Origin of the sequence: Sulfurimonas sp., assembly GCF_029027585.1 — a bacterium.
In the GTDB taxonomy this organism is placed as follows: Bacteria; Campylobacterota; Campylobacteria; order Campylobacterales; family Sulfurimonadaceae; genus Sulfurimonas.
Map to the genome: position 1 here is coordinate 403,489 of NZ_CP093397.1, position 26,356 is coordinate 429,844.

24 protein-coding genes and 5 tRNA genes are annotated in these 26,356 nt (G+C 32.5%); 15 read left to right on the forward strand and 14 right to left on the reverse strand.

Features of this window, described 5'->3' with window-relative positions; translation table 11 throughout:
- Positions 1-9: 9 nt before the first annotated feature.
- The 6 genes from MOV50_RS02105 to MOV50_RS02130 are packed head-to-tail and all read right to left on the reverse strand — an operon-like array spanning position 10 to position 6,927.
- Complete coding sequence (locus MOV50_RS02105) at positions 10-1,014, reverse strand: LPP20 family lipoprotein (protein WP_321778784.1); 1,005 nt, start codon at positions 1,012-1,014, stop codon at positions 10-12.
- A gap of 11 nt (positions 1,015-1,025) precedes the next feature.
- A complete protein-coding gene (locus tag MOV50_RS02110; RefSeq protein ID WP_321778785.1) occupies positions 1,026-2,366 on the reverse strand; it encodes a hypothetical protein in 1,341 nt (446 codons plus the stop codon).
- A 15-nt stretch (positions 2,367-2,381) separates the two neighbouring features.
- Positions 2,382-3,323: a hypothetical protein gene (locus MOV50_RS02115; protein ID WP_321778786.1), complete on the reverse strand. Its 942-nt coding sequence runs from the start codon at positions 3,321-3,323 to the stop codon at positions 2,382-2,384.
- A gap of 55 nt (positions 3,324-3,378) precedes the next feature.
- Positions 3,379-4,482 (reverse strand): hypothetical protein, encoded by a 1,104-nt coding sequence (locus tag MOV50_RS02120; protein WP_321778787.1) that lies wholly within the window; start codon positions 4,480-4,482, stop codon positions 3,379-3,381.
- Positions 4,463-5,908, reverse strand: coding sequence for a VWA domain-containing protein (locus MOV50_RS02125; protein ID WP_321778788.1), 1,446 nt, complete (start codon positions 5,906-5,908; stop codon positions 4,463-4,465). Before MOV50_RS02125 ends, MOV50_RS02120 begins: the two co-directional genes overlap by 20 nt.
- Positions 5,905-6,927 (reverse strand): VWA domain-containing protein, encoded by a 1,023-nt coding sequence (locus MOV50_RS02130; RefSeq protein WP_321778789.1) that lies wholly within the window; start codon positions 6,925-6,927, stop codon positions 5,905-5,907. Before MOV50_RS02130 ends, MOV50_RS02125 begins: the two co-directional genes overlap by 4 nt.
- 44 nt (positions 6,928-6,971) lie before the next feature.
- Here MOV50_RS02130 and MOV50_RS02135 point away from each other — a divergent pair.
- The 3 genes from MOV50_RS02135 (at position 6,972) to MOV50_RS02145 (ending at position 7,789) form a co-directional block, all read left to right on the forward strand.
- A tRNA-Lys gene (locus MOV50_RS02135) sits at positions 6,972-7,047 on the forward strand.
- A gap of 20 nt (positions 7,048-7,067) precedes the next feature.
- Positions 7,068-7,142: transfer RNA gene (locus MOV50_RS02140), tRNA-Glu, on the forward strand.
- A 377-nt stretch (positions 7,143-7,519) separates the two neighbouring features.
- Positions 7,520-7,789: a hypothetical protein gene (locus MOV50_RS02145; protein ID WP_321778790.1), complete on the forward strand. Its 270-nt coding sequence runs from the start codon at positions 7,520-7,522 to the stop codon at positions 7,787-7,789.
- Here MOV50_RS02145 and MOV50_RS02150 read toward each other — a convergent pair whose 3' ends face one another.
- From MOV50_RS02150 to MOV50_RS02170, 5 genes are all read right to left on the reverse strand, one after another.
- A complete protein-coding gene (locus tag MOV50_RS02150; protein ID WP_321778791.1) occupies positions 7,790-8,197 on the reverse strand; it encodes a cytochrome C in 408 nt (135 codons plus the stop codon).
- Positions 8,198-8,344: 147 nt separating this feature from the next.
- Positions 8,345-9,013, reverse strand: coding sequence for a TonB family protein (locus tag MOV50_RS02155; protein ID WP_321778792.1), 669 nt, complete (start codon positions 9,011-9,013; stop codon positions 8,345-8,347).
- A 54-nt stretch (positions 9,014-9,067) separates the two neighbouring features.
- Positions 9,068-10,243, reverse strand: a complete 1,176-nt coding sequence (locus MOV50_RS02160) for an ammonium transporter (protein ID WP_321778793.1) — start codon at positions 10,241-10,243, stop codon at positions 9,068-9,070.
- Between the two features lie 114 nt (positions 10,244-10,357).
- Positions 10,358-10,696 (reverse strand): P-II family nitrogen regulator, encoded by a 339-nt coding sequence (locus MOV50_RS02165; protein WP_321778794.1) that lies wholly within the window; start codon positions 10,694-10,696, stop codon positions 10,358-10,360.
- A gap of 58 nt (positions 10,697-10,754) precedes the next feature.
- Positions 10,755-12,008: an ammonium transporter gene (locus tag MOV50_RS02170; protein WP_321778795.1), complete on the reverse strand. Its 1,254-nt coding sequence runs from the start codon at positions 12,006-12,008 to the stop codon at positions 10,755-10,757.
- A gap of 358 nt (positions 12,009-12,366) precedes the next feature.
- On the opposite strand from MOV50_RS02170, the gene MOV50_RS02175 reads away from it, so the two are divergent.
- The 11 genes from MOV50_RS02175 (at position 12,367) to MOV50_RS02225 (ending at position 21,399) form a co-directional block, all read left to right on the forward strand.
- Positions 12,367-12,948, forward strand: a complete 582-nt coding sequence (locus tag MOV50_RS02175) for a DMT family transporter (protein WP_321778796.1) — start codon at positions 12,367-12,369, stop codon at positions 12,946-12,948.
- 57 nt (positions 12,949-13,005) lie between these two features.
- Entirely contained in the window at positions 13,006-15,489 is a 2,484-nt protein-coding gene (gene gyrA / locus MOV50_RS02180) for a DNA gyrase subunit A (RefSeq protein ID WP_321778797.1), read from the forward strand.
- A 41-nt stretch (positions 15,490-15,530) separates the two neighbouring features.
- Positions 15,531-16,118, forward strand: coding sequence for an LPP20 family lipoprotein (locus tag MOV50_RS02185; RefSeq protein ID WP_321778798.1), 588 nt, complete (start codon positions 15,531-15,533; stop codon positions 16,116-16,118).
- A complete protein-coding gene (locus MOV50_RS02190; protein ID WP_321778799.1) occupies positions 16,067-16,477 on the forward strand; it encodes a hypothetical protein in 411 nt (136 codons plus the stop codon). Before MOV50_RS02185 ends, MOV50_RS02190 begins: the two co-directional genes overlap by 52 nt.
- A 13-nt stretch (positions 16,478-16,490) precedes the next feature.
- Positions 16,491-17,633: a sigma-54 dependent transcriptional regulator gene (locus MOV50_RS02195; protein ID WP_321778800.1), complete on the forward strand. Its 1,143-nt coding sequence runs from the start codon at positions 16,491-16,493 to the stop codon at positions 17,631-17,633.
- A gap of 9 nt (positions 17,634-17,642) precedes the next feature.
- Entirely contained in the window at positions 17,643-18,677 is a 1,035-nt protein-coding gene (locus tag MOV50_RS02200; protein ID WP_321778801.1) for an aspartate-semialdehyde dehydrogenase, read from the forward strand.
- Between the two features lie 5 nt (positions 18,678-18,682).
- On the forward strand, positions 18,683-19,195 hold the full coding sequence (locus MOV50_RS02205) for a YqhA family protein (RefSeq protein ID WP_321778802.1): 513 nt from the start codon (positions 18,683-18,685) through the stop codon (positions 19,193-19,195).
- Positions 19,195-20,235 (forward strand): uroporphyrinogen decarboxylase, encoded by a 1,041-nt coding sequence (gene hemE, locus MOV50_RS02210; protein WP_321778803.1) that lies wholly within the window; start codon positions 19,195-19,197, stop codon positions 20,233-20,235. The genes MOV50_RS02205 and hemE overlap by 1 nt, the downstream gene beginning before the upstream one ends.
- Positions 20,236-21,168, forward strand: a complete 933-nt coding sequence (locus MOV50_RS02215; protein ID WP_321778804.1) for a radical SAM protein — start codon at positions 20,236-20,238, stop codon at positions 21,166-21,168.
- Positions 21,169-21,224: 56 nt separating this feature from the next.
- Positions 21,225-21,299 (forward strand) — tRNA-Asn (locus tag MOV50_RS02220).
- 25 nt (positions 21,300-21,324) lie between these two features.
- Positions 21,325-21,399 (forward strand) — tRNA-Asn (locus MOV50_RS02225).
- Positions 21,400-21,433: 34 nt separating this feature from the next.
- On the opposite strand, the gene MOV50_RS02230 is transcribed toward MOV50_RS02225, so the two are convergent.
- From MOV50_RS02230 to groES, 3 genes are all read right to left on the reverse strand, one after another.
- On the reverse strand, positions 21,434-23,689 hold the full coding sequence (locus MOV50_RS02230) for a glutamine--tRNA ligase/YqeY domain fusion protein (protein WP_321778805.1): 2,256 nt from the start codon (positions 23,687-23,689) through the stop codon (positions 21,434-21,436).
- 157 nt (positions 23,690-23,846) lie between these two features.
- Positions 23,847-25,490: a chaperonin GroEL gene (groL, locus tag MOV50_RS02235; protein WP_321778806.1), complete on the reverse strand. Its 1,644-nt coding sequence runs from the start codon at positions 25,488-25,490 to the stop codon at positions 23,847-23,849.
- 172 nt (positions 25,491-25,662) lie between these two features.
- Complete coding sequence (gene groES / locus MOV50_RS02240; protein WP_321778807.1) at positions 25,663-25,923, reverse strand: co-chaperone GroES; 261 nt, start codon at positions 25,921-25,923, stop codon at positions 25,663-25,665.
- 137 nt (positions 25,924-26,060) lie between these two features.
- On the opposite strand from groES, the gene MOV50_RS02245 reads away from it, so the two are divergent.
- Positions 26,061-26,137, forward strand: a tRNA-Met gene (locus MOV50_RS02245).
- The last annotated feature ends 219 nt before the right edge of the window (positions 26,138-26,356 follow it).

A 26,356-nucleotide genomic window follows, 5' to 3' on the forward strand; every position in this document is an offset into this window, starting at 1 on the left:
AAAGAAGGATTAATTACCTGTTATAAAAGAAATGATACCTTTTTTCTCTATCATAGCTTCATATTTTGCAACTCTAGCGATTGCATCTGCAAAACCATCTGAAGAACCTGCTTTTGTTTTATACATAACATTTGAAACTACATTTCCTTTTCTATCAGTCGCTTTAATTACTGTTTTTCTAAGAGCAATTGTAATTTTTTTAAACTCTTCATTTGTAGAATTAACTTTTCTCATTTTTGCTTTTGTTGTGATTTTTATAAGAACATTATAGTTTGTATTATTAAAAGTAGCATTCTGCGCACTTAGTTCTGAACGAATAAGTGAAGCTAAAGACTCTGAATTTTTATCAGACTTTATCTTAAATACTAACTCACTTTTTGCTTTTCGCATCTCTTTAGTATATGTTAAATATCTAGAAGTATATTTTGAGTCATCATAACTTGTATTTAAAGCATGTAAAAGAGGAAAAAAAGTATCTGTTTGTTTTAGGTATTTATTTATAACAGAAGAAAGTTTTAGTTTTTCAAAATAACCAGCATCTTGGTATATTTCCCATTCTACCTTTATCTTGTCATCTACTTTTTGAAGTTTTCTCTCATAAGTAGCAGTTAAAATATTTCTATCAACTTGAACTAAAAGAGTCCACTTTGCACCCTCATTTAAACTTTCTTGTACTTTAACATCACTATACTCAATATTTTTACTTTTACTTACCACTTCATTCTTTGTAGTTTGTAAAATATCTTCGTTACCATCTTGACGACTAGCTGTCAATGAGTTTGAAAAATTAGACGCAACATCAACAGAAATCTTAGCACTTATAACACCTAGAGCGTCACTTTTAGCATCTTTTTGAGTATCTCCATACCCAACAGCATAAAAGTATCTACTTGTGTCTGAAGGTGGATTGTTTAACCAACTAAGAGCTGCACTATTTACTGATGGTGAAGCCGAAACTCCACATGCACTAAAAAAAGTAATTGTAAGTAATAAAAATAGTGTTTTTATTTGCATAAATATCCTTGTTATTTATCTGACTTCTGCTCTTCTTCAGCTTCCTCAGCCGCTTCTTTAGCCGCAAGTTCTTGTTCTACTTTAGCCTGATGAGCCAGTAAAATTATATTAGTTACGCTCTCATACTTCCCAGCTAAGCTTGACTGCTTATTAGCATAGTAAGTACCGATTAATATATTTGGTAGCAAGTATACAGCATTTTTAACTAACCGTAGCAATCTTTCATCATAATTTGCTTGTAAATAAATTGGTACATTAGCTTTAGCAATAGCTAAACTTTCTAACTCTCTTGGAAACTTAAAAACAATATCACCAGATATAATATTTGCAGATGCTAACGAAAAAGAAGTATATGCTTGTATCGCACCAGTTTGAATCTCATTTGAAACGATATTTACATTTTTTGCAAGTTTTACATAGTTTTCATCATCTATATTTATATCACTCTCTAACGCTACAACTGCTTCATCAAGAAGTTCAAAATAAATAGCTTCTTTTTCATCTGCAACAGATTCAGCCGCCTTTATTCTTGTTTCTACTAAAATAATTTCTTTTTCTATATCAAGTTTTTCTTGAGTAGTTAATGGAGTATAGTCATTATCTTCATCTTTTTGTTCTTGTGTTCTTGCTTCGTCAGCTTTAAGTTTAGTTTGAAAATAACCTTTTTCAGATTTTATAGATGCAACTTCAACATACTCATCTAACATTTCACCTCTAGCAACGCTTAAGTCTTTTTGTAGGTTTACAGGAGTTAGTGAAATAACTGCTTCACCAAGAGTTTCATATACATCACCAGTTACTGCCTCTATATCTTTAATATTTCCATCTTTAAACTCTAAAAAGTTATCAAGTGTACTGTCAAAGTTAAATATATTTGGCCAGTTTTCTTCATCTTCACCATAAAAAATAATGATTTTTTGTATTGCTCTTTTTGTTAAAGGTTTTACTTTTTGATTTAAAATTGATGAAGCAAGATTAGCATAATTCCCAAACATACTCATACTAGAACTGCTTCCTAACATCCGTCTTTGAATAGCATCACTATAATGAACAGTTGAAAAATATGGACCATCCATCAAAAAATCAATTATAAACTTATCTTGTGTTTCATTTATATCTGACGCAACTAAGGCAGGCCACTGAGCATCTGCTGAAATTGGCATTTTAAATGCCATTATATTGTTTTCACGAACTATTGTCATACCAATAGCAACACGATTTGCTTGATTTTCTAAAGTTGGGACTTCCATCTGTGACTGAAGTCCTTCCATCATTGAGCTACAGCCTGTCATTACTAAAGCTGTTAAACTAACTACAACAGCATTAATAACTAATTTTTTTATATTTCTCACTCATTTCCCTTAATATCATTTATATTCACTATCACTACTTCCCGTCATAGAGTTTCTATCATTTCTAAGTTCTTGATTTGATTTGTCTTGTTCTTTTGTTTTGTTTAAAAGATTGTAAAAACTATCAAATCTTGCACTTGCACTTACAACTATCTCATCATTAATTCCACCTAGACTTAAAGCTTTTTCATAATAATCAGCAGCTCTATTTAAAAGTTTCATATCTTCAGTATTACTAGCCTCTGCTTCATACAAAATAGCTAAATCATAAAAGTAATTCATGTCTTTTTTACCTTTATATTTCTCCATAATTTTTATAGCACCTTTGTAGTTCTTTCTTTTTGCATAAGTTATAACATGTGTTATCTCTTGTGGTAAAGATTTAAACTCACGAAGTTGATTTGTCTTTAGTGGTGATATATCTGAGATAAAATATTTTACTACTTTACTAACAGCCGAAGAAGCTAGCTCGTTTTCACTTGGCAACTTACTTGCATCACGAGATTGACGATTTTTTCTAGCACGATAAGTTTTAACTAAAAACTCATCACTACCACGAGAAAGCGTAAAACTTACTTCTAAAAAAAGAGATACTTTATTGCCATTTGGCTTGTACTCGTAACTTAGTATTTTCATGCCCAAAGCTACATCACTGTTGCTCCCCATTGGGTCTAGTGTTACAAAGTTAGTTTCAGTAAGTCTTTGCTTAACATTGTATATAAGCATGTCTTGTAGCTTTAAATTAGCCTCTGCAGCACCTTTTACCATAGGATTTAACCATACAGCTAAATATGCTCCATCAGATATAAACTCATCTTTTGTTTGAATCTTAGATAATTTTGCTGCTTCTTTTGGTGCAGTATATGATGGTATAACTATTTTAGCACCACCACCGACACAACCTGTAAAGATGAAAATTATCATTGATAAAATAATCAAAGAAATTATTTGTTTCATTTTTATCCCCTTAAAAATAATCATCAATTTTAGTTAAAAAATATTTAACTTTATATTAATTTAGTGCTATTTTCTTGCATTTATTCAAATTTGTTATTTTTTTGTTTTCTATATCTAAAATCAATCTGGTATATTTTTTGGAATTTTCTAAGGCTAAAAGTATCATCAACTCTTGCAATGATTTTGAATTTTGAATTTTGGCTTCAAAAGAGTTTTCTTTTATCTCTTTTTTATTCTTTTTTTTTAAACTTATCTTTGCTAAAATAAAACCTGCTATAAATGTTAAACCATAATATATAAAATCAAAATCAAAGATAAAGTCTTCTTCTTTTTTATCTAATAGCTTTTCTTTTATATATGCTCTTTGTACTTCTACTTTTATCTCTTTATTTGTCAAACTTTTTATCTTTTTTTCTTTTAAATCATAGTAAGGTATACTAAAGTGAGGAATAACAAAACTCTCATCACTTACAAAAGCAAGCTTTTGACTCCAACTTCCTTTAAAACCCTCTTTTGTTAGTTTCAGATTTTTTATAACTTTTTGTGAAAATATTTTTACATCTTCTATCTTAAAGTTTATAGGTTTTAACGCTTCAAAATTTCCAATACCTTCTATAATTATTTCAAGATGATAAGGCTCGTAAGATTTAAGATATAAGTTGGTCTTTTTCACCTTTAAAGTAAATTCTCCTACCAAGATGCAACCACTATCTTTCACATCTACGACTAAACTTTTTTGTTTTAAATATTTGTTTGTAAATGATTCTTTATCTCTATCATTATCTCTTCCACCAATAGTAGCATCTATGGACTCTTGTGTTGTTTTTTTCATAACTATATCAAAATCAAATGTTAACTTACCAGCATGCTTTGCATAAGCTATATATTCAAAACTATTTACTCTTTTACCATCAACTATCTTCTCTTGTTCTGCCAAAAGTTCAATAGTATAGTTCTCATAATCTCCAACAGGATTAAAATCAATCGTATAAAGCTCACTTTTATCACTAAACATGCAAACATACTTTAAGTAAATAGCCTCATTTGTCATAACTTCACTTTTATTTACCTCAGCACTCCACTTATATGTAGATGCTGCGAGATTTATGTTGAAAAATATTAATATTATTAAAAATACTTTACCAAGGTTGTTTTTCATCAACTCCCCTTTTATTTATTAACTCATACTGCTTTGAGCTTAGTTTTGCTTTAGATGCATTTAAATTTATATTTACCTCTGTTGAAGTTTTCTTACCCTTATCATTTGCGCCACTATTTGCACTCGCACTTACTTTCATGTTTGAGCTACCACCCTCTTTTGTTTTTTTATTTGACTTCTTTTTTTTAGCAATAGAAGATTTTTTAGAACTTTTTTGTTGCCCTGTATTCATCTGCTTTTGTTCTTTTACATCTATGATATAAAGTAAGTTTTCATACGCCTCTTTTGAGTAAAAAAGAGTAAGCGATTTTTTATAAGCCTCTCTTGCCTCTTTAAACTTTTTCAAACGAACTAAAGAATTTGCTGTATTATAATAAACTATTGACTTAAACTCCGCATCTGAAGACTTTACAGTTTTATAAGACTCAAACGCTTTTTCATACTTACCTTCTTTATAATAACTACTCGCTTGCTTAAACTCTAAGATATTTTTATCTTTAAACATATCTAAAACATTAGCATCTAGACTCACTCCAAAAAGAAGAAAAAAAGCTAATAAGTATTTTTTTAGACTGGTAACACTTAGTAAAAATGTAATAATCGCTAAAACTATCAAATAGTAAAATAATTCAAAATTTTTAATAATTATAGTTTTTGATTTTTCATCTTGTGTTTTTTGTTCATTTAAAGCATCCAATAATTCGCCCAAATCTTTTGTGTAAACTCCACCCGTCGCACTACTTAATACTTTTATATTTGTATTTTCTCTACTAACTACAATATCAGAATTTTCATCTTTTAAAAGTTCTCCATTTGCAAGACTTAAAGTGCTACCTTGTTTTGTAGCTAACATAAAAATGTTTACTACCATGAAGTTCTCTTTTACAAATCTAACTTCATCTTCAAAGCTTGTAGCATCTGTACCATCACTTAAAATAACAAGGCTTAGATGCTTAGACTCCGACATCTTTGTAGATAACTTTAAAGCTTCTATGATAGAACTACCTTTTGTTATGATTAGTTTATCATCAAGAGAATTAAACAGATGCTTTAAAAGTTCTGAGTCTTGTGTCATTGGTGATAAAATTATGGCATTTGTAGTGAAGCCAAGAACACCAAACCTACTCTTGTATTGTACTTTAACCAAAGTGTTTAAAATCTCTTTTGCTTTGTGTAACCTTGTAGGTTTTATATCTCTTGCTTGCATGGAGTATGATAAATCCACCGCTATAACAACATCACTTAAAATTTGCTCACTTTGTATAGGTTCTTGCTCAATAACAGGGCGAGTTAAAGCTAATATGATAAAAACTAAAGTAAGTATATAACCAAAAGAAGTTATGCGTAACTCTTTAAAATCTTTTTTTATAAAACCAGCTATTAAAAATAAAAAAAGCCAAAAATACTCAGGATTTAGAAAAGTCATTTTCGCACTTCCCTATATAAAAGAAAAAGAAGTAGTCCAGATGCTAAAAGTAAAAATATTTGATAGAAATAATCTTTAAGAAGATACTCTCTACTTTTTATCTTTGATGATTCTAGTTTATCTATCTCACTGTAAACTCTTCTCAACTCTTTTGCAGAGGTAGCACTAAAAAACTCTCCATTACTTTGCTTTGCTATATGTTCTAAAAGTGCTGCGTCAGCTTCACCCTTGTTGCCCATCGCAATCGTATATACTTTAATCTTCTTATCAGTTGCTAGTTTTATGGCATCTTTGGGAGAGACACTTCCGCTGTTATGTTCGCCATCACTTAAAAGTATGATGATTTTTGTTTTAGCACTAGAGTGTTTAAAAGCTCTAACACTCATAACAATCGCTTCACCAATAGCAGTATTTTGTCCTGCCATACCTTGGGTCAAATAGGCAATCATTTTACTCACTATCTCTTTTTCATAAGTAATCGGTGAAGCTATAAAAGCAAAATCTCCATACAAAACCACACCAACATTATCACTAACTCTTTTTTGTATAAACTCAGTTGCTATAATTTTTGTTATTTCAAACCTTGATAATCTTTTACCTTCACTAAATTCATCTTCAAAGTCAAAACCAGAAGAGTTCATTGAGCCACTTGCATCTATGGCTAAAACTATATCTTTTCCATCTCTATTGTAAGGATTTAATTTATCTACAATGATAGGAGATGCTAAAGAGATACAAAGCAGAATAAATATAAGAATTTTTACAATCCACTCTAGTTTTAAAAAGTTCTTTTTTGCAGATAAAAACTGTAAATGCACAAAATATATTGGCTTCATATACTCTTTGCATCTATAAAGGCAATATATTATTGGAATAAGTAAAAATATAAGATAAGGATATTCAAAACTATAATAATTCATTATAGATATTTTATCTAAAAAACCATTTTTATACCAAATCGCAACAAATTTTGAAATATCTTCTAATTTAGCATGAAATATCTTGACAACAAAAAGCAATTTGTCTATAATTTCGGCTCACAAACAGAAATGTTTGAGTTTATGTCTTGTTAGCTCAGCTGGTAGAGCACGTCACTTTTAATGATGTGGCCGATGGTTCGAATCCATCACAGGACACCATTACATTTTACAACAAGAGTGGCCCCGTCGTCTAGCGGTTAGGATCCATGGTTTTCATCCATGTTACAGGAGTTCAATTCTCCTCGGGGTCACCACTACTTAAAATAATTTCATCTATGATATAATCAAAACATTATTATTTTAAGGAATAACCATAAAACATTTACTATTAACGATCCTATTTTCAACCTTATTATTTTCAGCACAAAAACAAATTATAGTTGGGAGTTTCTTAAATCTTAACAATGCTTTAAATGATTTAAAAAAACTTGAAAAATATATCTCTAATGACACAAAATTAAAAAAACTTATAAACATAAACTCTTTACAAGCAGAATTCAACACCATAGGTAAATATCATGTAGTTGCTATTTCACCAATCGATAATTATGTACAATTACTCAGAATATTAAAATGTCTTGAGAGATACTACGATGATGCTTATGTTTTAGATTATCCGCTTAAAACTTCCATGTTTGAAGAAAAACCTTTACCTATTGAAGTTGAAACTTATAAAGAAAAAGAAGTTGAAATAGCCAAAGTAATTTTAGAAAGTCCAAAGCGAGAAGAAGAAGTAGTAGTTATCAAGAAAAAAATCATTAAAAAGACAATACTTGAAGAAGATAAAAGTAACTATATGTTAGAAATAGCTTTAGGAGTATTGCTTTTAATTGCTTTAGTTTATATCATCTATAAAAAAAGAAAAAAAACTATAAGGGCTGATATAGATTCTGAAATTTAACTACCAGTCTAGAACTTCATAATGACACTGAATACATTGTTTCATTATTTTTGCATGAGCTTGAGAAGCTGCTCTTGAGTCACCATCCCTAAATCTTTCTAAAATAGTTTTTACTTTTCTGTCTATATTCCTAACTATTTTATTACTAAAAATTACCCTATTATTTATATATCTAGCCATTGGGTCTTTTTCCACTTCTACTTCAATGGGTGGTTTAACTTTTCTAATCGTATCTGAAAGTAACATTGCACCATCTTTAACTATATCAATATTATTATATAAAATTCCAGTAGATATTGTTGACATTGCTTTTTCCATAATTTGCATATCTTTAATTCTATCTGCTTTTGTGTAAATACTAGCAAATATTACTATACTAGATAATATTAACAATGCAATTATTTTCATATTTTACCTTTTAAATAAATATTTTTACTATATATAAAAGGCAGTATAACGAAAATATCTAATGATTTTAATGATTTTTTACAAGAAAATGAATATTCATTCAGTTTTGCAACTTAATGTAATTGGTGACTTATAAATTAGTATATTTTAATTTATTATCAATGAGTAAGTCATAGGAACAGTAATAGTAAGCTCTTCTTTTGGTTTTGGAAATTCACCAGATAAATCTTCAATAGTTTTTACAGCTGCTCTACTAAGGATTTCGCTATTTGATGAGATTACTCTAATGGAGTGTGCTTTAGCATCTGTAGATAGTGTAAACTCGATTCTCACTTCTCCAACTATTCCTCTTTCTCTTGCTCTTCTTGGATAGTATAGGTTTTCTTGCAAAAGTCTTTGTATGTGTGCTATATGTTTTTGCAAATAATCATCTTCAACTTTTTTTTGTTTAGTCATTGTATTTTCTACTGCAACACTCTTTGCTATAATCACTTCCATAGTTTGTAAAACTTCTTCTTTTTCCTCAACAACTTCAGGCTCTTTTATAAACTCTTCTTTGATAACTTTTTGTACAGGAATTGGATCAAGTTTAGGTTTTGTTATTTTTTTAGCTTTTGGTATTTGTTTTGGCTTTGGTTTTGAAGGTGGTTTTATGATTTGTTTTTGACTTACTACATCACAAAGTTTAATGCAAATCTTATCATTGCACTCAATTTTTTTAACAGATGGAATACTCTTCCAAATAAAAAAAGCAGACACAAGCAAGATAATATGAAAGATAATCGATAAGAAAAATGAACTGCTGTGCCTAATCATAAGCAGGATAATAACAAATTATATGTTACATAAATGTTAAAATCCTAAAAAATATTATATTGCCCTTCTAAATTCTGGATATGCTTCCACACCACACTCATTAACATCCATTCCCTCTTGTTGAGCATCATCATCTGCTCTAAACTTAGAAACTTTATTGATAAGATATAAAACTGTAAAAGAAACACTAAAAACAAAAACTGCAACAACTACCACACCTTTAAGTTGAGCCATAAAAGAAACACTATCTACAAAAATACCAACTGCAAGTGTTCCCCAAATTCCATTTACAAGATGCACAGATAAAGCACCAACTGGATCATCTAATTTTAACTTATCAAAGATAGGAACAGCAAAAACAACTAAGGTACCACCAACTAAACCTATTAAGATAGGAGTATACATATCATATAAATCAGGTCCAGCAGTAACTGCAACTAAGCCACCTAGAGCACCATTTAAAATCATCGTAATATCAAAAAGTTTATATCTAACATACATTAATATTCCAGCAATTAAAGCACCTGCTAAACCCGCTGTGTTAGTATTCATAATGGTTTTAGCAACTAAGTTGGCATTTTCAACACTTGAGATTGAACCAACACTTCCGCCATTAAAACCAAACCAACCTATCCAAAGTAAAAAAGCACCTAGAACAACAAGAGGGATATTTGAAGCTGGAATAACTCTAATCTTGCCGTTTGAATAACGACCTTTACGAGAACCCATAATGAGGATAGATGCCAAAAGTGCCCACCCACCAGTAGAATGGATAACAGTAGAACCTGCTAAATCATACATATCTAAATCAAACAAAGTTCCTGCTATCATATCTGCACCCCAGCTAATATTCACAACTGTTGGGTAGATAAAAGCACCCATAATAACGGCAAACAAAGCTAAAGGAAAGATACGAACTCTCTCACTAACACCACCACTCATTATATTTATAGTTTTACCAACAAAGGCCATTTGAAACATAAATGCAGCCCAGATGCTCATGCTATCATTTTCCCAAGAACCAAAAGCAAGCGTATAACCGATAAGTAAAAAAGATATTGATGCGACAGTATAAATCATAACATTTATAGTTAAAACAGAAGTGACATTTTTGGTACGAACAAGTCCTGCTTCTAGCATAGCAAAACCTGGTACCATGAAGATTATAAGCACCATTGAAAATAGTGCGAAAAAAGTGTCGATGATGTATTTAAAATCAGCTTCTAGCATGGAGGGAACCCCTTTTTTTGTATTAAAGGGGCATTGTAGCTTAAAAAAAGTGCAATATTTTTATAAACTGCTTAAAATTTAAGCAGTTGAGCGTTTGCTCATTTAACCTGCTACTTAAACAGCCTCGTTATCAGTTTCACCTGTTCTTATACGAATAATTTTCTCAATATCACTAACAAATATCTTACCATCACCTATCTTACCAGTTCTAGCAGCTTCAACGATTGTGCTTGTTACACTATCAACCATCTCATCATTTACAACAATGTCCATTTTTATTTTTGGTAAAAAGTCTACGACATACTCAGCACCACGATAAAGTTCACTATGCCCTTTTTGACGACCATAACCTTTAACTTCACTAACAGTCATTCCTTCTATTCCGATTTCTGCTAATGCATCTTTAACATCTTCTAGTTTAAACGGTTTTATTATTGCTTCTACTTTTTTCATAATATTTCTCCAAATTTAATTTTAACATTTTAGCCACATTTGTGGCTAAAATCAACTTTTATAGATTAAGTGCCTTTTCACCATGAACTGTTTCATCAAGTCCACGCGATTCTGTTTCTTCATCAACTCTTCCACCACCTGTAAGTGCTGAAGCTATGTAAAATACGATTGCCGTAACTATACCTGAATAAACAATAGTTAAACCAATCGCAGAAAACTGAGCTCCTAATTGAGTTATCATATTATAATCCTCTGCCATTGCATAATCAGCTATAAATATTGCAGTTGCGATTGAACCCCAGATACCAACAAGACCATGAATCCAAAATGCATCTAAAGAATCATCAACTTTAAAGATTGTTTTTAGTTTAGAAACACCATAAAAACCAAGGGCACCACCAACTAGACCAATAATAATAGCACCTTCAACACCAGCAGAACCAGATGCAGGAGTAATAGCAACTAATCCAGCAACAGCACCCGAAGCACCACCAACTAAAGTAGCTTTCTTATACACTAACCACTCTACAAGTATCCAACCAATCACACCAAGTGAAGCAGCAACATTAGTTACAAGAAATGCAGATGCAGCAACACCATCAGCAGCAACTTCAGACCCAGCATTAAAACCGAACCAACCGAACCATAGTAAAGCAGCACCAAGAACAACTAAGATAGGAGAGAAAGGTTTAATAGCAACTTTTCCATAATCTTTTCTTCTTCCAAGTATCATAGCTACAACAAAACCAGCAACACCAGCATTTAAGTGAACAACTGTACCACCGGCAAAGTCCATCTCTCCAAAGTTAAGTGTCTCACCACCACCCCAAGCCCAGTGTGTTATAGGTGCATAAACAGCTACTATCCATAAAGCTGCAAATACCATATAAGTTGAGAATTTAACTCTCTCAATCATAGAACCACTAGCGATTGCAACAGCTATTGCAGCAAATGTTCCTTGAAATGCAACAAAAAGTAACTCTGGAATAGTTCCACTTAAAGTACCAGAAGTAATCCCTGACAACATAACTTTCCCTGTTCCTATTAAGTCACCATCACCAAACGCGATTGAGTAACCAACTAAAACCCATACTAAAGTACCAACAGCGTAAGCACCTAAACTCATACCAATAGTATTAAGTACATTTTTACTTCTTGTAAGACCACCATAAAAAAGTGCAAGTCCCGCGGGAGTCATCAACATTACAAATGCCGTAGCCACTAACATCCAAGCGGTATCACCACTGTTTAACGAATCTTCTGCAAATACCAATGTAGGTAACGCAAATAAAGCAAGTAAATATCTCTTCATCATTTATCCTTAATAATTTAACTGATAAAATTATACAAATTATTTACCACTATATAATCAATAAACTGATTAATTTTTAATCAGTTTTGTTTTGGCTATAATTTTGAAAAAACTAAATTGAGAATACTGATGAACAAAGAAAGACAAGGCGAATTATTTATGATAGGACTTGCTATTTTAGAGAGTTGGTTTCCTATTCTATCTATTTCTGCTATGAAATATATTGGTGCATTACATACATATATGTATTCTCTTCTTATAGCTTTAGTTTTTTTTATTCTTATTATTTATAAAAGAAATAGATTTACTTCTTACGACTCTTTTTATAACTCTACTCTTTACCTTTGTTTTTATAGGTATGCAATACACAAGCGCTGGGAACATGGCTGTCTTAATTTTTTTACAACTTCTGTTTTCTTATCTGTACTTCAATATTTTAGGCAAAGAAAAGATGAATTCCTTGCATCTAGTAGGTGCTTTAGTTATCCTTCTTCCTGATGAACTTAGTTTTAATAAAGGTGACTTACTCATCTTAGTTGGTGCTATGATTGCTCCATTTGCAAATTTTTACCAAAAAAGAGCTAGAAAATTTTGTTCCGCTGAAACTATTTTAGGTTTTAGAACAGTAATTGGTCTTCCCTTTATAGCTTTTCTAGCTATTTATTTTGAGCCAAGTATAAGTTATGAAAACTTCATTTTAGCACTTCCCTACTTACTTTTTATAGGAATTGTAATCTATGTAGTTTCTAAAATTATGTGGATTGAAGCACTACATAGAATCTCTATAACTAAAGTTTCAGCGATGATGGGGCTTGTTCCTATGATGACTCTCTTTTTTGCATATATTTATCTAAATGAAGTACCTCAGATGCAACAAATTATCGGCATCTTGCCTATTATCATAGGTGGATACTTACTTACAAAACCTAGCCCAAATTAAGGTAACACTCAACGATATTAAGATATTATCAGCAAAATTAATTTACTAGGTGTATTAATGAGTGATTTGCTAAACAATGACGACATTCAAACTATAAATATAGAAGAAACTCTTCAAAATAGTTATCTTGATTATTCTATGAGTGTAATCGTGGGTCGTGCCCTACCAGATGTTCGTGATGGACTTAAACCAGTTCACAGAAGAATTTTATATGCGATGGACAAACTAAGTCTTTCTCATGGTGCAAAATTCAAAAAATCAGCTCGTATAGTTGGTGATGTTATTGGTCAGTACCATCCACATGGGGACAACTCTGTTTATGATGCTCTTGTTCGTATGGCTCAAGATTTTTCTATGCGTATGCAACTTGTTGACGGTCAAGGAAACTTTGGTTCTGTTGATGGAGATAGTGCAGCTGCTATGAGATATACAGAAGCACGAATGACAAAGTATGCTGGTGAACTTCTAAAAGATTTAGAGAAAAACACTGTAAACATGACAGATAACTACGATGGTACTACACAAGAGCCAGAAGTTATGCCTACTCGTGTTCCAAACTTACTTATAAATGGTTCATCAGGAATTGCCGTTGGTATGGCTACAAATATTCCTCCACATAATCCTAGAGAAATTATGAATGGCTTAAAAGCACTTTTAACAAATCCAGATATATCTTTAGTTGAAATTATGGAGCATATAAAAGCACCTGACTTTCCAACCGGTGGTATCATCTTTGGTAAAAAAGGAATCATGGATGCTTATGAATGCGGTCGTGGTCGCATAAAAGTTCGTGCTAAAACTCACATAGAGCAAAAAGGTAAAAGAGAAGTAATCGTAATAGATGAACTTCCTTACCAAGTAAATAAAGCTCGTCTTATTGAAAATATTGCAAACCTAGTAAAAGACAAGATGATAGATGGTGTTTCTGAAGTTCGTGACGAATCAGACAGAGATGGAATGAGAGTCGTTATAGAACTAAAAAAAGATACTATGAGTGAAATAGTTCTTAACAATCTTTTTAAACAAACAAGTATGCAAACGACATTTGGTATCATCATGCTTTCTATATTAAATCAAGAACCTAGAATCTTTGGAATCATAGAAATCTTAAAACACTTTATTAATCACCGTAAAACAATCATAATCCGTCGTACTATTTTTGATTTAGAAAAAGCAAAATCAAGAGCACATATCTTAGAAGGTCTGAAAAAAGCGATAGATATTATAGACAAAATTATTAAAACTATTCGTGGGTCAGAAGATGAAGAAGATGCTAAAAATAATCTTGTGACTGAGTATGATTTTTCTGAGATTCAAGCATCTAGCATTGTTGCAATGAGATTAGGTCGTTTAACTGGTCTACAAATCAAAAAAATCGAAGAAGAATTAGCTGAGTTAGTAAAACTTATAGAGTATCTAGAATCTATCTTAAAAAGTGAAGAGATTCTTCATGGTATCATAAATGAAGAGTTTGATGAAGTTCTCGCAACTTATGGTGGTAATGAAAGAAGAACTGATATAGAAGATGATTATGATGATATAGATATAGAAGACCTTATCCCAAATGAGCCAATGGTTGTTACTATTACACATAGAGGTTACATCAAACGCGTACCTCTAGCATCTTACGAAAAACAAAAACGAGGCGGTAAAGGTAAAACTGCTGTTACAACTTATGAAGATGACTTTATAGAAAACTTCTTTACTTGTAACACTCACGATACTCTACTTTTTGTTACAGACCGTGGTCAACTTCACTGGTTAAAAGTTTACCGTATTCCTGAAGGAAGCAGAATCGCAAAAGGAAAAGCAGTTGTAAATCTTATAAATCTAGTAGCAGATGAAAAAATATGTTCTGTTATACCAACTACAGATTTTAGTGAAGATAAAGGTCTTGTATTTTTCACTCAAAGAGGAGTTGTAAAAAGAACAAATCTAAGTGAATTTTCAAACATAAGAAGTAACGGAGTAAGAGCAATCGTTCTTGATGATAATGACACTCTAATTACAGCAAAAATAGCAAATCAAAATGTTAAATACCTGTTTATCGTTACAAAACTAGCTCAATGTATCAAGTTTGAGATAGAAAAAACAAGAGAGCAAGGTCGTAGCACTCGTGGTGTTAGAGGTATCAAGTTTAAACATGACAACGATGTAGTTATAGATGCTAACATCATAGAAAATGATGAACAAGAGATTTTAATCATTGCAGAGAAAGGTATCGGAAAAAGAACAGATGCTGGTGAGTATCGCTTAACTAACCGTGGTGGTTCTGGTGTTATAGCTATGAAAATGACTGCTAAAACTGGTAAAAATATCGTTGGTTGTCTAATGGTAGATGAAGGTATGGATATGATGGCTCTTACAAAAGCTGGAAAAATGATACGAGTAGATATGCAAACTATCTCTAAATCAAGTAGAAATACTTCTGGTGTATATATAGTAAAAGGTGATGATGTTGCAAGTGTTTCTCGTTGTCCTAAACAGCCTAAGGAAGATGAAGAGGATGAAAATCCATCAACTTCACTTGATTTGGCATAGTATTTGCTTTTAGCTTAAATATAAACAATAAGGGATTGACTATGAAATACACTCTACTTCTAATAGCACTTATTAGTGCTTCCTCGTTAGTAGCTGCTCCAGCAAAAACTATTGAGAGCTATGATAGAATGGACTCTATTGATGTTCAGTTAGTGGATATAGATACTAAAGTTTCAGGAATGAATACAAAAGTAACTGGCATCGACACAAAGGTTAGTGATGTTGAAGATAAGCTTGCTTCTTTAGAAACAAAATTAGAACAAGTTAAAGAAAATGCAAAAACAGCTAAAGAAGAATCAGAACAAACTTTAAGTGAAGCTTCTGATGTTAGAATCAGCGTAACGGGACAAGGTGTTGCACCGATGAATACTTCTTCTCCAGCTCAAGCTTATGCACTTGCTAAGCGCGCTGCAACTGCAGATGCTTATAGACTAATAGCTGAAAAAGTTAAGGGCGTTCGTATTGATGGTCAAGACTTAATCAAAAATATGATGGTTAAAAGATCAACTGTTCGTACTTCTGTAAAAGCAATGGTTAGAAATGCAAATGTTGTTGAAACAACTTTTAAAGATGGTTTATGCGAAGTAGAGATGGAAATCGTTCTATCACACGCGCAATTTGCTCACTAATATTACTTAACTCTTTAGCTCTAGATGCTAAAGAGTTTCTTATCTCTTACCGCTATATGGTAAAAGACGCTACTCTTTATAATGAAACACTATCTATATCTCCCGCTATGAAAAAATGTTCTGGTAACTCTCACAAAAGCCTTGTAATTTCAAGTTTTGGAGATGATAACATTAAACTCACCATAGAAAAAAACTCTGAAGCTTTTTTAAATTTTATACACAAACTTGGTCTTCATGTCCAACACAATGAAGTAACTCAAAATGCACAAAATAAATCTACAACAATACTCACTTTAAAAACAACTTGCTTCAAAGTCGATTTTAATGAAAATTCTGCTAAAATTGCACCTTTAAAATAAGGAAAAAAGAGTCGTGAAAATTGCAATAGTTGAAGATGATATTAACATGAGAAAATCTCTTGAAATAGCTATGAGCGACTACAAAGAGTTTGAAATCCTAACATTTAAAAATCCCATAGATGCATTAAAAAAACTTGATGATTCTTTCGATTTGATAATTACAGATATAAATATGCCAAAAATGGATGGTATAGAGTTTGTAAAAGAGTTAGATGGAAAGTTTGAAGTCATCATAATGACAGGAAATGCAACACTTACTCGTGCAATAGAATCTATCCAACTTGGAGTTAAAGACTTTTTACTAAAACCTTTTGATGTTGATGATTTAATATCTGCAATAAGAAGAGAAGATAAAGTACAAAAAGTACAAAAATCTGTTGTTAAAAACTCTAAAAAAACAGATAGATTTTTAGGAACATCAGAAGCACTTACTAAAGTCATAAATATTGCAGACAAAGCATGTAAAACGGACGCTAGCATACTTCTTTTAGGTCAAAGTGGAGTAGGAAAAGAAGTTTTTGCTTCTTACATCCATAAAAATTCACCAAGAGCTAAAAAACCATTTATAGCAATTAACATGGCAGCTATTCCTGAGAATCTCATCGAGAGTGAACTTTTTGGTTTTGAAAAAGGTGCTTTTACAGACGCAAGTGAAGCAAAAGCAGGACAGTTTGAACTTGCTAATGGTGGAACACTTTTTTTAGATGAAATAGCAGAGATGCCTTATGGGGTTCAAGCAAAACTTCTTCGTGCTTTACAAGAAAAAGAAATACGAAGATTAGGTTCATCTAAAAATATAAAAATAGATATAAGAGTTGTATCTGCAACAAATGCAAATATTTTAGAGAAGATTAAAAATGGAGAGTTTAGAGAAGATTTGTATTATCGTTTAAATACAATCCCACTAGTCATTCCTCCTCTAAAAGATAGAAAAGATGAAATCTTACAAATTGCAAATGCGATGAGTGAGATTAACTGTAAAAAGTATGGTTTTGATTTAAAAACTTTTAGTGATGAAGCAAAAGAACAACTCTTATCATACAGCTGGCCAGGAAATATTCGAGAGTTAATCTCGGTAGTTGAGAGAGCTGTCATTTTAAGTGAAAACCAAGAGATAACAGTTGAAGAACTTTTTTTACAAAACAAAATACAATAAGGAAAAAATATGTCAAAAAAATATAATTTAGCAGTAGTAGGTGCCAACGGTGCAGTTGGTGAAGAAATTTTAAGAGTTTTAGAAGAAATAGATTTTCCATTAAGCAACTTAATCCCTCTTGCTAGTAAAAGAAGTGCTGGAAATAAAGTTTCATTTCATGGTAAAGACATAGTTATAAAAGAACTAACAAACGAAATTTTTGCTGATGAAAATATTGATATAGCACTTTTTAGTGCTGGTGGAAGTGTAACAGCAGCTTATGCTCCTGCGGCAGTTAAAGCTGGGACAGTTGTTATTGACAATACTTCACACTTTAGAATGGATAAAAATGTTCCTCTAGTAGTTCCTGAAGTTAATCCACAAGATATTGCTTTATGGAGAGAAGCTGGTATCATTTCAAATCCAAACTGTTCAACTATACAGATGGTTCAAGTATTAAAACCATTAGATGAAGCTTATGACTTGATAAGAGTAGATGCTAGTACTTATCAAGCAACTTCTGGTGGTGGAAAACCTGCAATGGAAGAGTTATTAACTCAGATGAAAGACCTCTTTGAGTTTAAACTAGAAGATTCTGAACACAAAGCATTTCCTCATCAAATAGCTCTAAATGTTATCCCTCAAATTGATGTATTTATGGAAAATGGTTATACAAAAGAAGAGATGAAAATGATTAATGAAACAAGTAAAATAATGCATAAAGATATAGAAGTAAGTGCAACTTGTGTTCGTGTTCCAACACTTCGTGGTCATGCTGAATCTTTAACACTTACTTTTGGCTCAGATATAGATGCTAATGAAGCAAGAGAAGTTTTAGCAAAAGCTCCAAACATTGTTATACTTGATAATCCTGCTGAGAGTCTTTACCCTATGCCTGCAACTTGTCAGGAAATGAATGAAACTTTTGTAGGTCGTATTAGAAATGACCCATATAGAAAAAATATGCTTCATATGTTCATAGTTGCAGATAACCTAAGAGTAGGAGCAGCTACAAATGCTGTAAGAATCGCTCAAAAATGGGTAGAAATGGAAGGCGAAAAATAACCAGTATGGAAAAAATATTCGAGAGTACCCTCTGGGCATCAAGGTTTATGGTTATAACTGCTGTTGTTTTTGGACTACTAGGAGCAGTTATCCTTTTTATAGTTGCTTCATTTGATATATATGAAACGGCAAAATTTGTATTAAATACTTATATAACACATGCTCACCCAGAAAACTTTCATGAAGATGTTGTTGGTGGGATAATTGGGGCAGTTGATTTGTATCTCATCGGTGTTGTGATGCTTCTGTTTTCTTTTGGACTTTATGAACTGTTTATATCTGAAATAGATGCAGCAAAAAGTGAAGATGGTCAAGAAAATAAAATCTTAGCTATTCACTCACTAGACCAACTAAAAGACAAGATATCCAAAGTAATTGTGATGGTTTTAGTTGTTGGCTTTTTTCAAAAAGTCGGTCATACGCAATATAATAATCCACTAGATATGCTATACTTCGCGCTATCTATAACTGCCATAGCAGTTGGTTTATATTTTTTAGGAAAAGTAGGTAAGAAATAATGAATAAAATATTTGTAGATGCCTGTTTAGGCAAAGAAACTCCATATACTCCAGTTTGGATGATGAGGCAAGCAGGTCGTTATTTACCAGAGTATATGGCTGTAAGAGCTGAGGCTGGAAACTTTTTAAACCTATGTCATAATCCTAAAAAAGCTTGTGAAGTTACACTTCAACCTTTAGATATTGTAGGTGTAGATGCTGCTATATTATTTAGCGATATTCTTGTTATTCCTGATGAGATGGGGATGGATTTGAGTTTTGTAAAAGGTGAAGGTCCAAAATTTAGCGACCCTATCAAAACTGAAGCTGATATTGACAGACTTATCGGTGGAGATGAAGCGGCTAGTAAACTTACTTATGTTTTTGATACTATTAAACTTATCAAACAAGATTTAGATAAACGCGGTGGCGAGATAGCACTCATAGGTTTTACTGGTGCACCTTGGACTTTAGCAACATATATGATAGAAGGTGAAGGTACAAAAACTTACAATGTTTGTAAAAAAATGATGTACTCAAACCCTAAACTTTTACATAAGATACTTGCGAAAGTAACTGAGGTTGTAAAGCTTTATATGGAAAAACAAATCCAAGCTGGTATAGATGTTGTTCAGATTTTTGACTCGTGGGCAGCAGCGATAGAACCTTCAAAATATGATGAATTTTCTTGGAAATATATGGTAGAAATAGCAGAGTATTTAAAAGAAAAATATCCTCATATTCCTGTTATCATGTTTCCAAAAGGCATCCCTTCATTTTTAGATAAAGTATATGGGAATTTTGATGTATTTGGTGTGGATTGGTCAACTCCAATGGAATTAGCAAAAGAAAAACTTGGAAGCAAATATGTTCTTCAGGGAAATATGGAACCATGCAGACTATACTCAAAAGAGATGACTACACAAAGTGTGCAAGATATTCAAGATATCATGGGTACTTCAAGACATATCTTTAACCTTGGACATGGAATCCTTCCAGATGTTCCAGTAGAAAACGCAATCCACTTTGTTAAAGAGTGCCAAAGAGTTAGTAAGAAATAAATGAATACAATTTTCGGTCCTATAAACTCAAGAAGATTTGGTTCTTCTTTGGGTATAGACCTCTCCCCTGCCCTTAAGCAATGTAATTTTGACTGTCTTTACTGTGAACTTGCACCAACGGCTACGGTAGATGCTCAAAGTCATACAGTTTTAGTTTCACAAATCATAAATGATTTAAAACAACATCTAGACGCTAAAATAGATGTTATAACTCTTACAGCCAATGGTGAACCAACTCTATACCCAAACCTAGATGAACTGATAGATGCAATAGATGCTATAAAAAATAAAACTCAAACACTCATACTTACAAATAGTGCAACGCTAGTAAATGATAAAGTTTTTACAACACTTTTAAAACTCGACCAAGTAAAACTATCTTTAGATGCCATAAGTGATGATATTTTTAAAAAAATAGATAGACCTCATGCAAAAATAGATATAAAAGATGTTATACAAAAAGTGCAAGAGTTTAGTAAAGTATTTACTGGTAAGCTTTTTATTGAGATACTTTTTGTACATGGATTAAACGATACAAAAGAAGAGATACAAAAACTAAATGATGTTTTATTGGATATCGATGCATCTAGAGTTGACTTGGGGACAATAGATAGACCTCCTGCTTATCCTGTTGTGGGTATAAGCTACAAAGAACTACATGAGGCTTCTTTACTATTTGATAGCTCCATTCCTATACATATAGCTTCTAGAGTTCATGCCCAACCTAATAACAGTGAGTACAGTAATGAAGAAATACTCAATACTTTAGATAAAAGACCTCTTACGATGGACGATATAAACTTACTCTTTGATGACTCAAGTAAAAAACGACTAAATCTACTTATAAAAAGCTCAAAAATACTAAAAAAAGTAGTTGGGAATTTAGAGTTTTTAGTGCCAGATACAAATCTTAAAAGAAAACTCCAAAAGTAACCCAAAAACCTTGACTTTTACGCTCCTCTAAAGTATAATTTCGGCTCAATAAATAATCCGGATTAGCTCAGCGGTAGAGTAGGTGACTGTTAATCACTTGGTCGCTGGTTCGAATCCAGCATCCGGAGCCATTTATCGAAAATACTTTTTATATGTTCCGGATTAGCTCAGCGGTAGAGTAGGTGACTGTTAATCACTTGGTCGCTGGTTCGAATCCAGCATCCGGAGCCATACACTTTTTAAACAATCAAAAATATATTATAAACTAATTAAATTTTAACTTCTGTGCAACAAGTTCATTCACAATTTTTGGGTTCGCTTTTCCACCAGTACTTTTTAGGACTTGTCCGACAAAAAATCCTAAAAGTTTAGTGTTTCCTGCTTTAAACTTAGCCACATTTTCTGGATTATTTTTAATTACTTCATCAATAATAGGCAAGATTTTAGAGGGGTCACTTATCTGAACAAGTCCTTTATCTTCAACTATTACGCTTGGATTTTTTCCACTTTCGACCATCTCTTCAAATACTTGTTTTGCGATTTTATTTGAAATAATTCCATCATCAATCATTTTAACAAGGTCGGCTATCTGTTTAGGACTAAACATTAACTGATATGTAAGAATCTCCTTTAGCTCTCTAGCTACCTCATTTGTCACAATATTAGCTAGACTTATAGGGCTGTTAAGAATAGATAGAGTGATTTCATAATACGAAGAAAGTTCTTCATCACGAGCTAAAATATTAGATACTTCACTATTTAGTCCAAGTTCGTTAGTGTACTTATCAAATAATATTTTCTGCTCTTCACTCATAGCTACTTCTTCACCAACTACTTGTACTTTTTTATCTTGAGGCTTAGATGCAGGTTTTGTCACTTTTGTCTTTTTAGCCCAAGAATCTTTAAGAGATACAATTTTATTAAATACAGGTTTTTCATCAGTGTAATCAATAGGATCTGCATAAAAATAACCCTGTCTTTCAAACTGAAATCTCTCATCTGGTTTTTCAATTATCACAGCAGGTTCAACAAGAGCATTTTTTATAACTTGTAAAGAATCTGGATTTAAATCTTCAATACCTTCAGGAGCTTCACAAGAATACAGTCTGTCATAAAGTCTTACCTCTACTGTTTTAGAAGTCTTTGCATCTACCCATTGAATAGCACTTTTTACTTTGATACCACTAGTGTCTGAACCACTTTTAGAGTCAGGATAATACTCTACTTTTATCTCTATAATATTTCCATTATCATCTTTAATCACTTCCTTACAAGAGATGATAAATCCGTGTCTAAGTCGTACAGACTGCGTAGGAGTAAGACGAAAATAATCTTTTGGAGGGTTCTCATTAAAATCATCGCGTTCAATATAAATCTCACGAGAAAAAGGTATCGCTCTTGTACCCTCTTTTGGTACATCATGCGGATAATATGGAGCTTCAATCTCTTCACTACCCTCATAATTTTCGATAGTTACTTTTAGTGGGTCTAGCACACACATCACGCGTGGTACTTTTTTATTTAAATCATCTCTTATACAAAATTCAAGTTGTGCAACATCAACCATTGAGTTTGCTTTTGCTATACCTATTTGATTGCAAAAGTTTAAAATAGACTCAGGAGTATAACCTCTTCTTCTATATCCAGCAATTGTAGGTAAACGAGGGTCATCCCAGCCACTAACTTGTCCACCTTTTACTAGTTCTAAAAGTTTTCTTTTACTCATAACCGTATAGTTAATATTCAATCGTGCAAACTCATGCTGATAAGGGCGTGGCAACTCAAGCCCAAGAGTATCAAGTACCCAATTATATATATCACGGTTATTTTCAAACTCTAGTGTACAAATAGAGTGAGAAATACCTTCAATATAATCAGATAAGCAATGAGCAAAGTCATACATTGGATAAATAGACCACTCATTCCCTGCTCTAAAATGATGTGCGTGTCGTATGCGATATAAAAGAGGATCTCTCATTTTCATATTAGCAGCACTCATATCAATCTTAGCTCTTAGTACATGTTCACCATCTTTAAATTCACCCTTTTTCATTCTCTCAAAAAGGTCTAAATTTTCCTCAACACTACGCATGGCATATTTACTGCGTTTTCCTGAGTCTGTAACAGTACCACGATATTCGCGAATCTCTTCTTCATTAAGTGAATCAACATATGCTTTATCCATTTTAATAAGTTGTACAGCGTAATCATATAGTTTATGGAAGTAATCAGAAGTAAAATATACATTAGCACCCCAGTCAAATCCAAGCCACTCTACAGCACTTGAAAGAGCCTCAACATATTTTGTGTCTTCTTTAGTTGGATTAGTATCATCCATTCTAAGGTTACAGTGACCATTATAATCACTAGCAATACCAAAATTTATAAAAATAGACTTAGCATGTCCAATATGGGGGAATCCATTAGGCTCTGGAGGAAATCTTGTGACAATCTCTTTATACTTACCAGACTTTAAGTCCTCTTCAACTATTGTACTTAAAAAATTTTTGCTCTCATTCATTATTTTTAAACCTTTTGACTTTGAAACTTTTATAAGAATGGTATTTTATCAAATTAGAGCTTATAGGTAAAATATTATTAGAAGTTTTGATGAAGTACTTAAAGATTCTTTAGGATTGGACACCCATAAGGTAGGATGTCCAAAGTGTTTAACTGGATTACATTCCCATGCCAGGCATTCCACCCATTTGTGGAGGCATTCCACCACCCATGTCTGGGGCTGGGTTATTTTCTGGTATTTCAAATATTGCAGCTTCTGTTGTAAGAAGTAAAGATGAAACTGATGTTGCGTTTAAAAGTGCTACACGAGCAACTTTTAGTGGGTCTATGATTCCTTCTTTAAACATATCAACATACTCACCAGTAGCAGCATTAAAACCTGTGTTTTTGTCTTTAGCATTATCAACTGCATTAACAACAACACCTGTGTCATAACCAGCATTTTCAGCTATTTGTTTGATTGGTGCTTTTACAGCGCGAAGAATGATTTCACATCCTATGAGTTGGTCACCTTCAAGACTCAATGAAACTTTTGACGCAGCGTGAACAAGTGCCGCTCCACCACCAATAATAATACCTTCTTCAACAGCAGCTTTTGTTGCACTAAGGGCATCATCAACTCTGTCTTTTTTCTCTTTCATTTCAGTTTCAGTTGCAGCACCAACTTTAATAACTGCCACACCACCTGAAAGTTTTGCTAAACGCTCTTGAAGTTTTTCTTTGTCATACTCACTTGTTGTTGCTTCTAGTTGAGTTTTGATTTCAGATATTCTAGCTTTAACAGCGTCTTGTGTCCCTGCTCCATCTACTATAACAGTATTGTCTTTGTCGATTACAACACGAGCAGCTTGACCAAGAAGTGCTATGTCAGCACCTTCAATAGTATGCCCTGTTTCTTCAGAGATAACAGTTCCCGCTGTAAGTGTTGCTATATCTTGAAGCATAGCTTTTCTTCTATCGCCAAAACCTGGAGCTTTAACAGCAGAGATATTTAATACACCACGAAGTTTATTTACAACTAAAGTTGAGAGTGCTTCGCCTTCTACATCTTCAGCGATGATTAGAAGTGGACGAGAAGTTTTTTGAACTTGTTCTAAAACTGGAAGTAAATCTTTAAGTGAAGAAATTTTGCTATCTGCTAGTAAAATCCAAGGATTTTCTATCTCAGCTGTCATTTTTTCAGTGTTTGTAATGAAGTATGGGCTTAAGTAACCACGGTCAAACTGCATACCTTCAACAACATCAAGCTCATCAGAAATACCCTTAGCTTCTTCAACAGTAATAACACCATCTTGACCAACTTTTTCCATCGCGTCAGCAATCATATTACCAATATCATGATCAGAATTTGCAGAAATAGTAGCTACTTGGGCTATATCTTTTTTACCGCTAACTGTTCTTGAAGATGCTTTTAGATTTTCTAAAATAGCAGTACAAGCTTTATCCATTCCTCGTTTTACTTCAACAGGGTTTGCTCCAGCAGTTATGTTTCTAAGTCCTTCACTAAATATAGCATTTGCTAAAATAGTTGCTGTTGTTGTTCCATCTCCGGCTTCATCAGCAGTGTTAGATGCTACTTCTTTTACAAGTTGAGCACCCATATCTTCCAACTTATCTTTAAGTTCTATCTCTCTTGCTACTGAAACACCATCTTTAGTGATTATAGGAGCGCCATAACTTTTTTGAATCAAAACATTACGACCTCTTGGTCCCATAGTTACTTTTACTGCATCTGTAAGTTTTGCAACACCACGAGCAAGTGAATTTCTTGCATCATCTGAAAATATTATTTCTTTTGCCATAAATATATTCCTTAATTTTATTTCATAAAATGAAGGTAACCCTTCATTTATTTATAACAGTATCGGAAGTATACCCACAAGGGGCACCTCGATTCCTCTACTTACGCTAACACTAAGTTTCACCCAAAGGGCATAGCAATCTTCGGCAGAAAGCCCAAGACACTAGTGTCTTTTAGCCAATAATGCCAAAAATATCATCTGTATCTATTACTAAATATTTTTCATTTTTTAAAGTTACTTCATTACCTGAATACTTGCCAAATAAAACAATGTCACCATTTTTTATCTCACTAACTTCTTTGCTAACTGCTACAACTTCTGCTTGAGAAGGCTTTTCTGTTGCACTATCTGGTATGATTATTCCTGAAGCAGTTGTAGTTGCTTCTTCTACTCTTTTTACTAAAACTCTTTTTCCTAAGGGTTGAAAGTTCATTTATATCCTTCATTTATTATTATAATCGAGATAATATCTAATTATAGGTAAATGTTTGATAAATAGTAGTCTTTTATTTAAATCAATAAAGATTATATAAAGCTTTGCATGGTTATAATTCCGTCCTACAAACGGATGTCAGGGTAGCTCAGCTGGTTAGAGCACTGGTCTCATAAGCCGGGGGTCGGGGGTTCGAGTCCCCCCTCTGACACCATCTTATTAAGATACTTTACTTTGTAGGTCATACTTTAGGTCATACTTTTCCATATTAACCTCAAGTAGTAACTACACAATTACCCCATAACTTTTTAACCAACCAATCATTCATTAATCAATTACCACCTAGTAACTGTACAGTTACCTATTGTATATGCATTAATTACTCACTAGTAACTGTACAATTACCTTATGCCTCTTTAAAGTGCCTTATAGA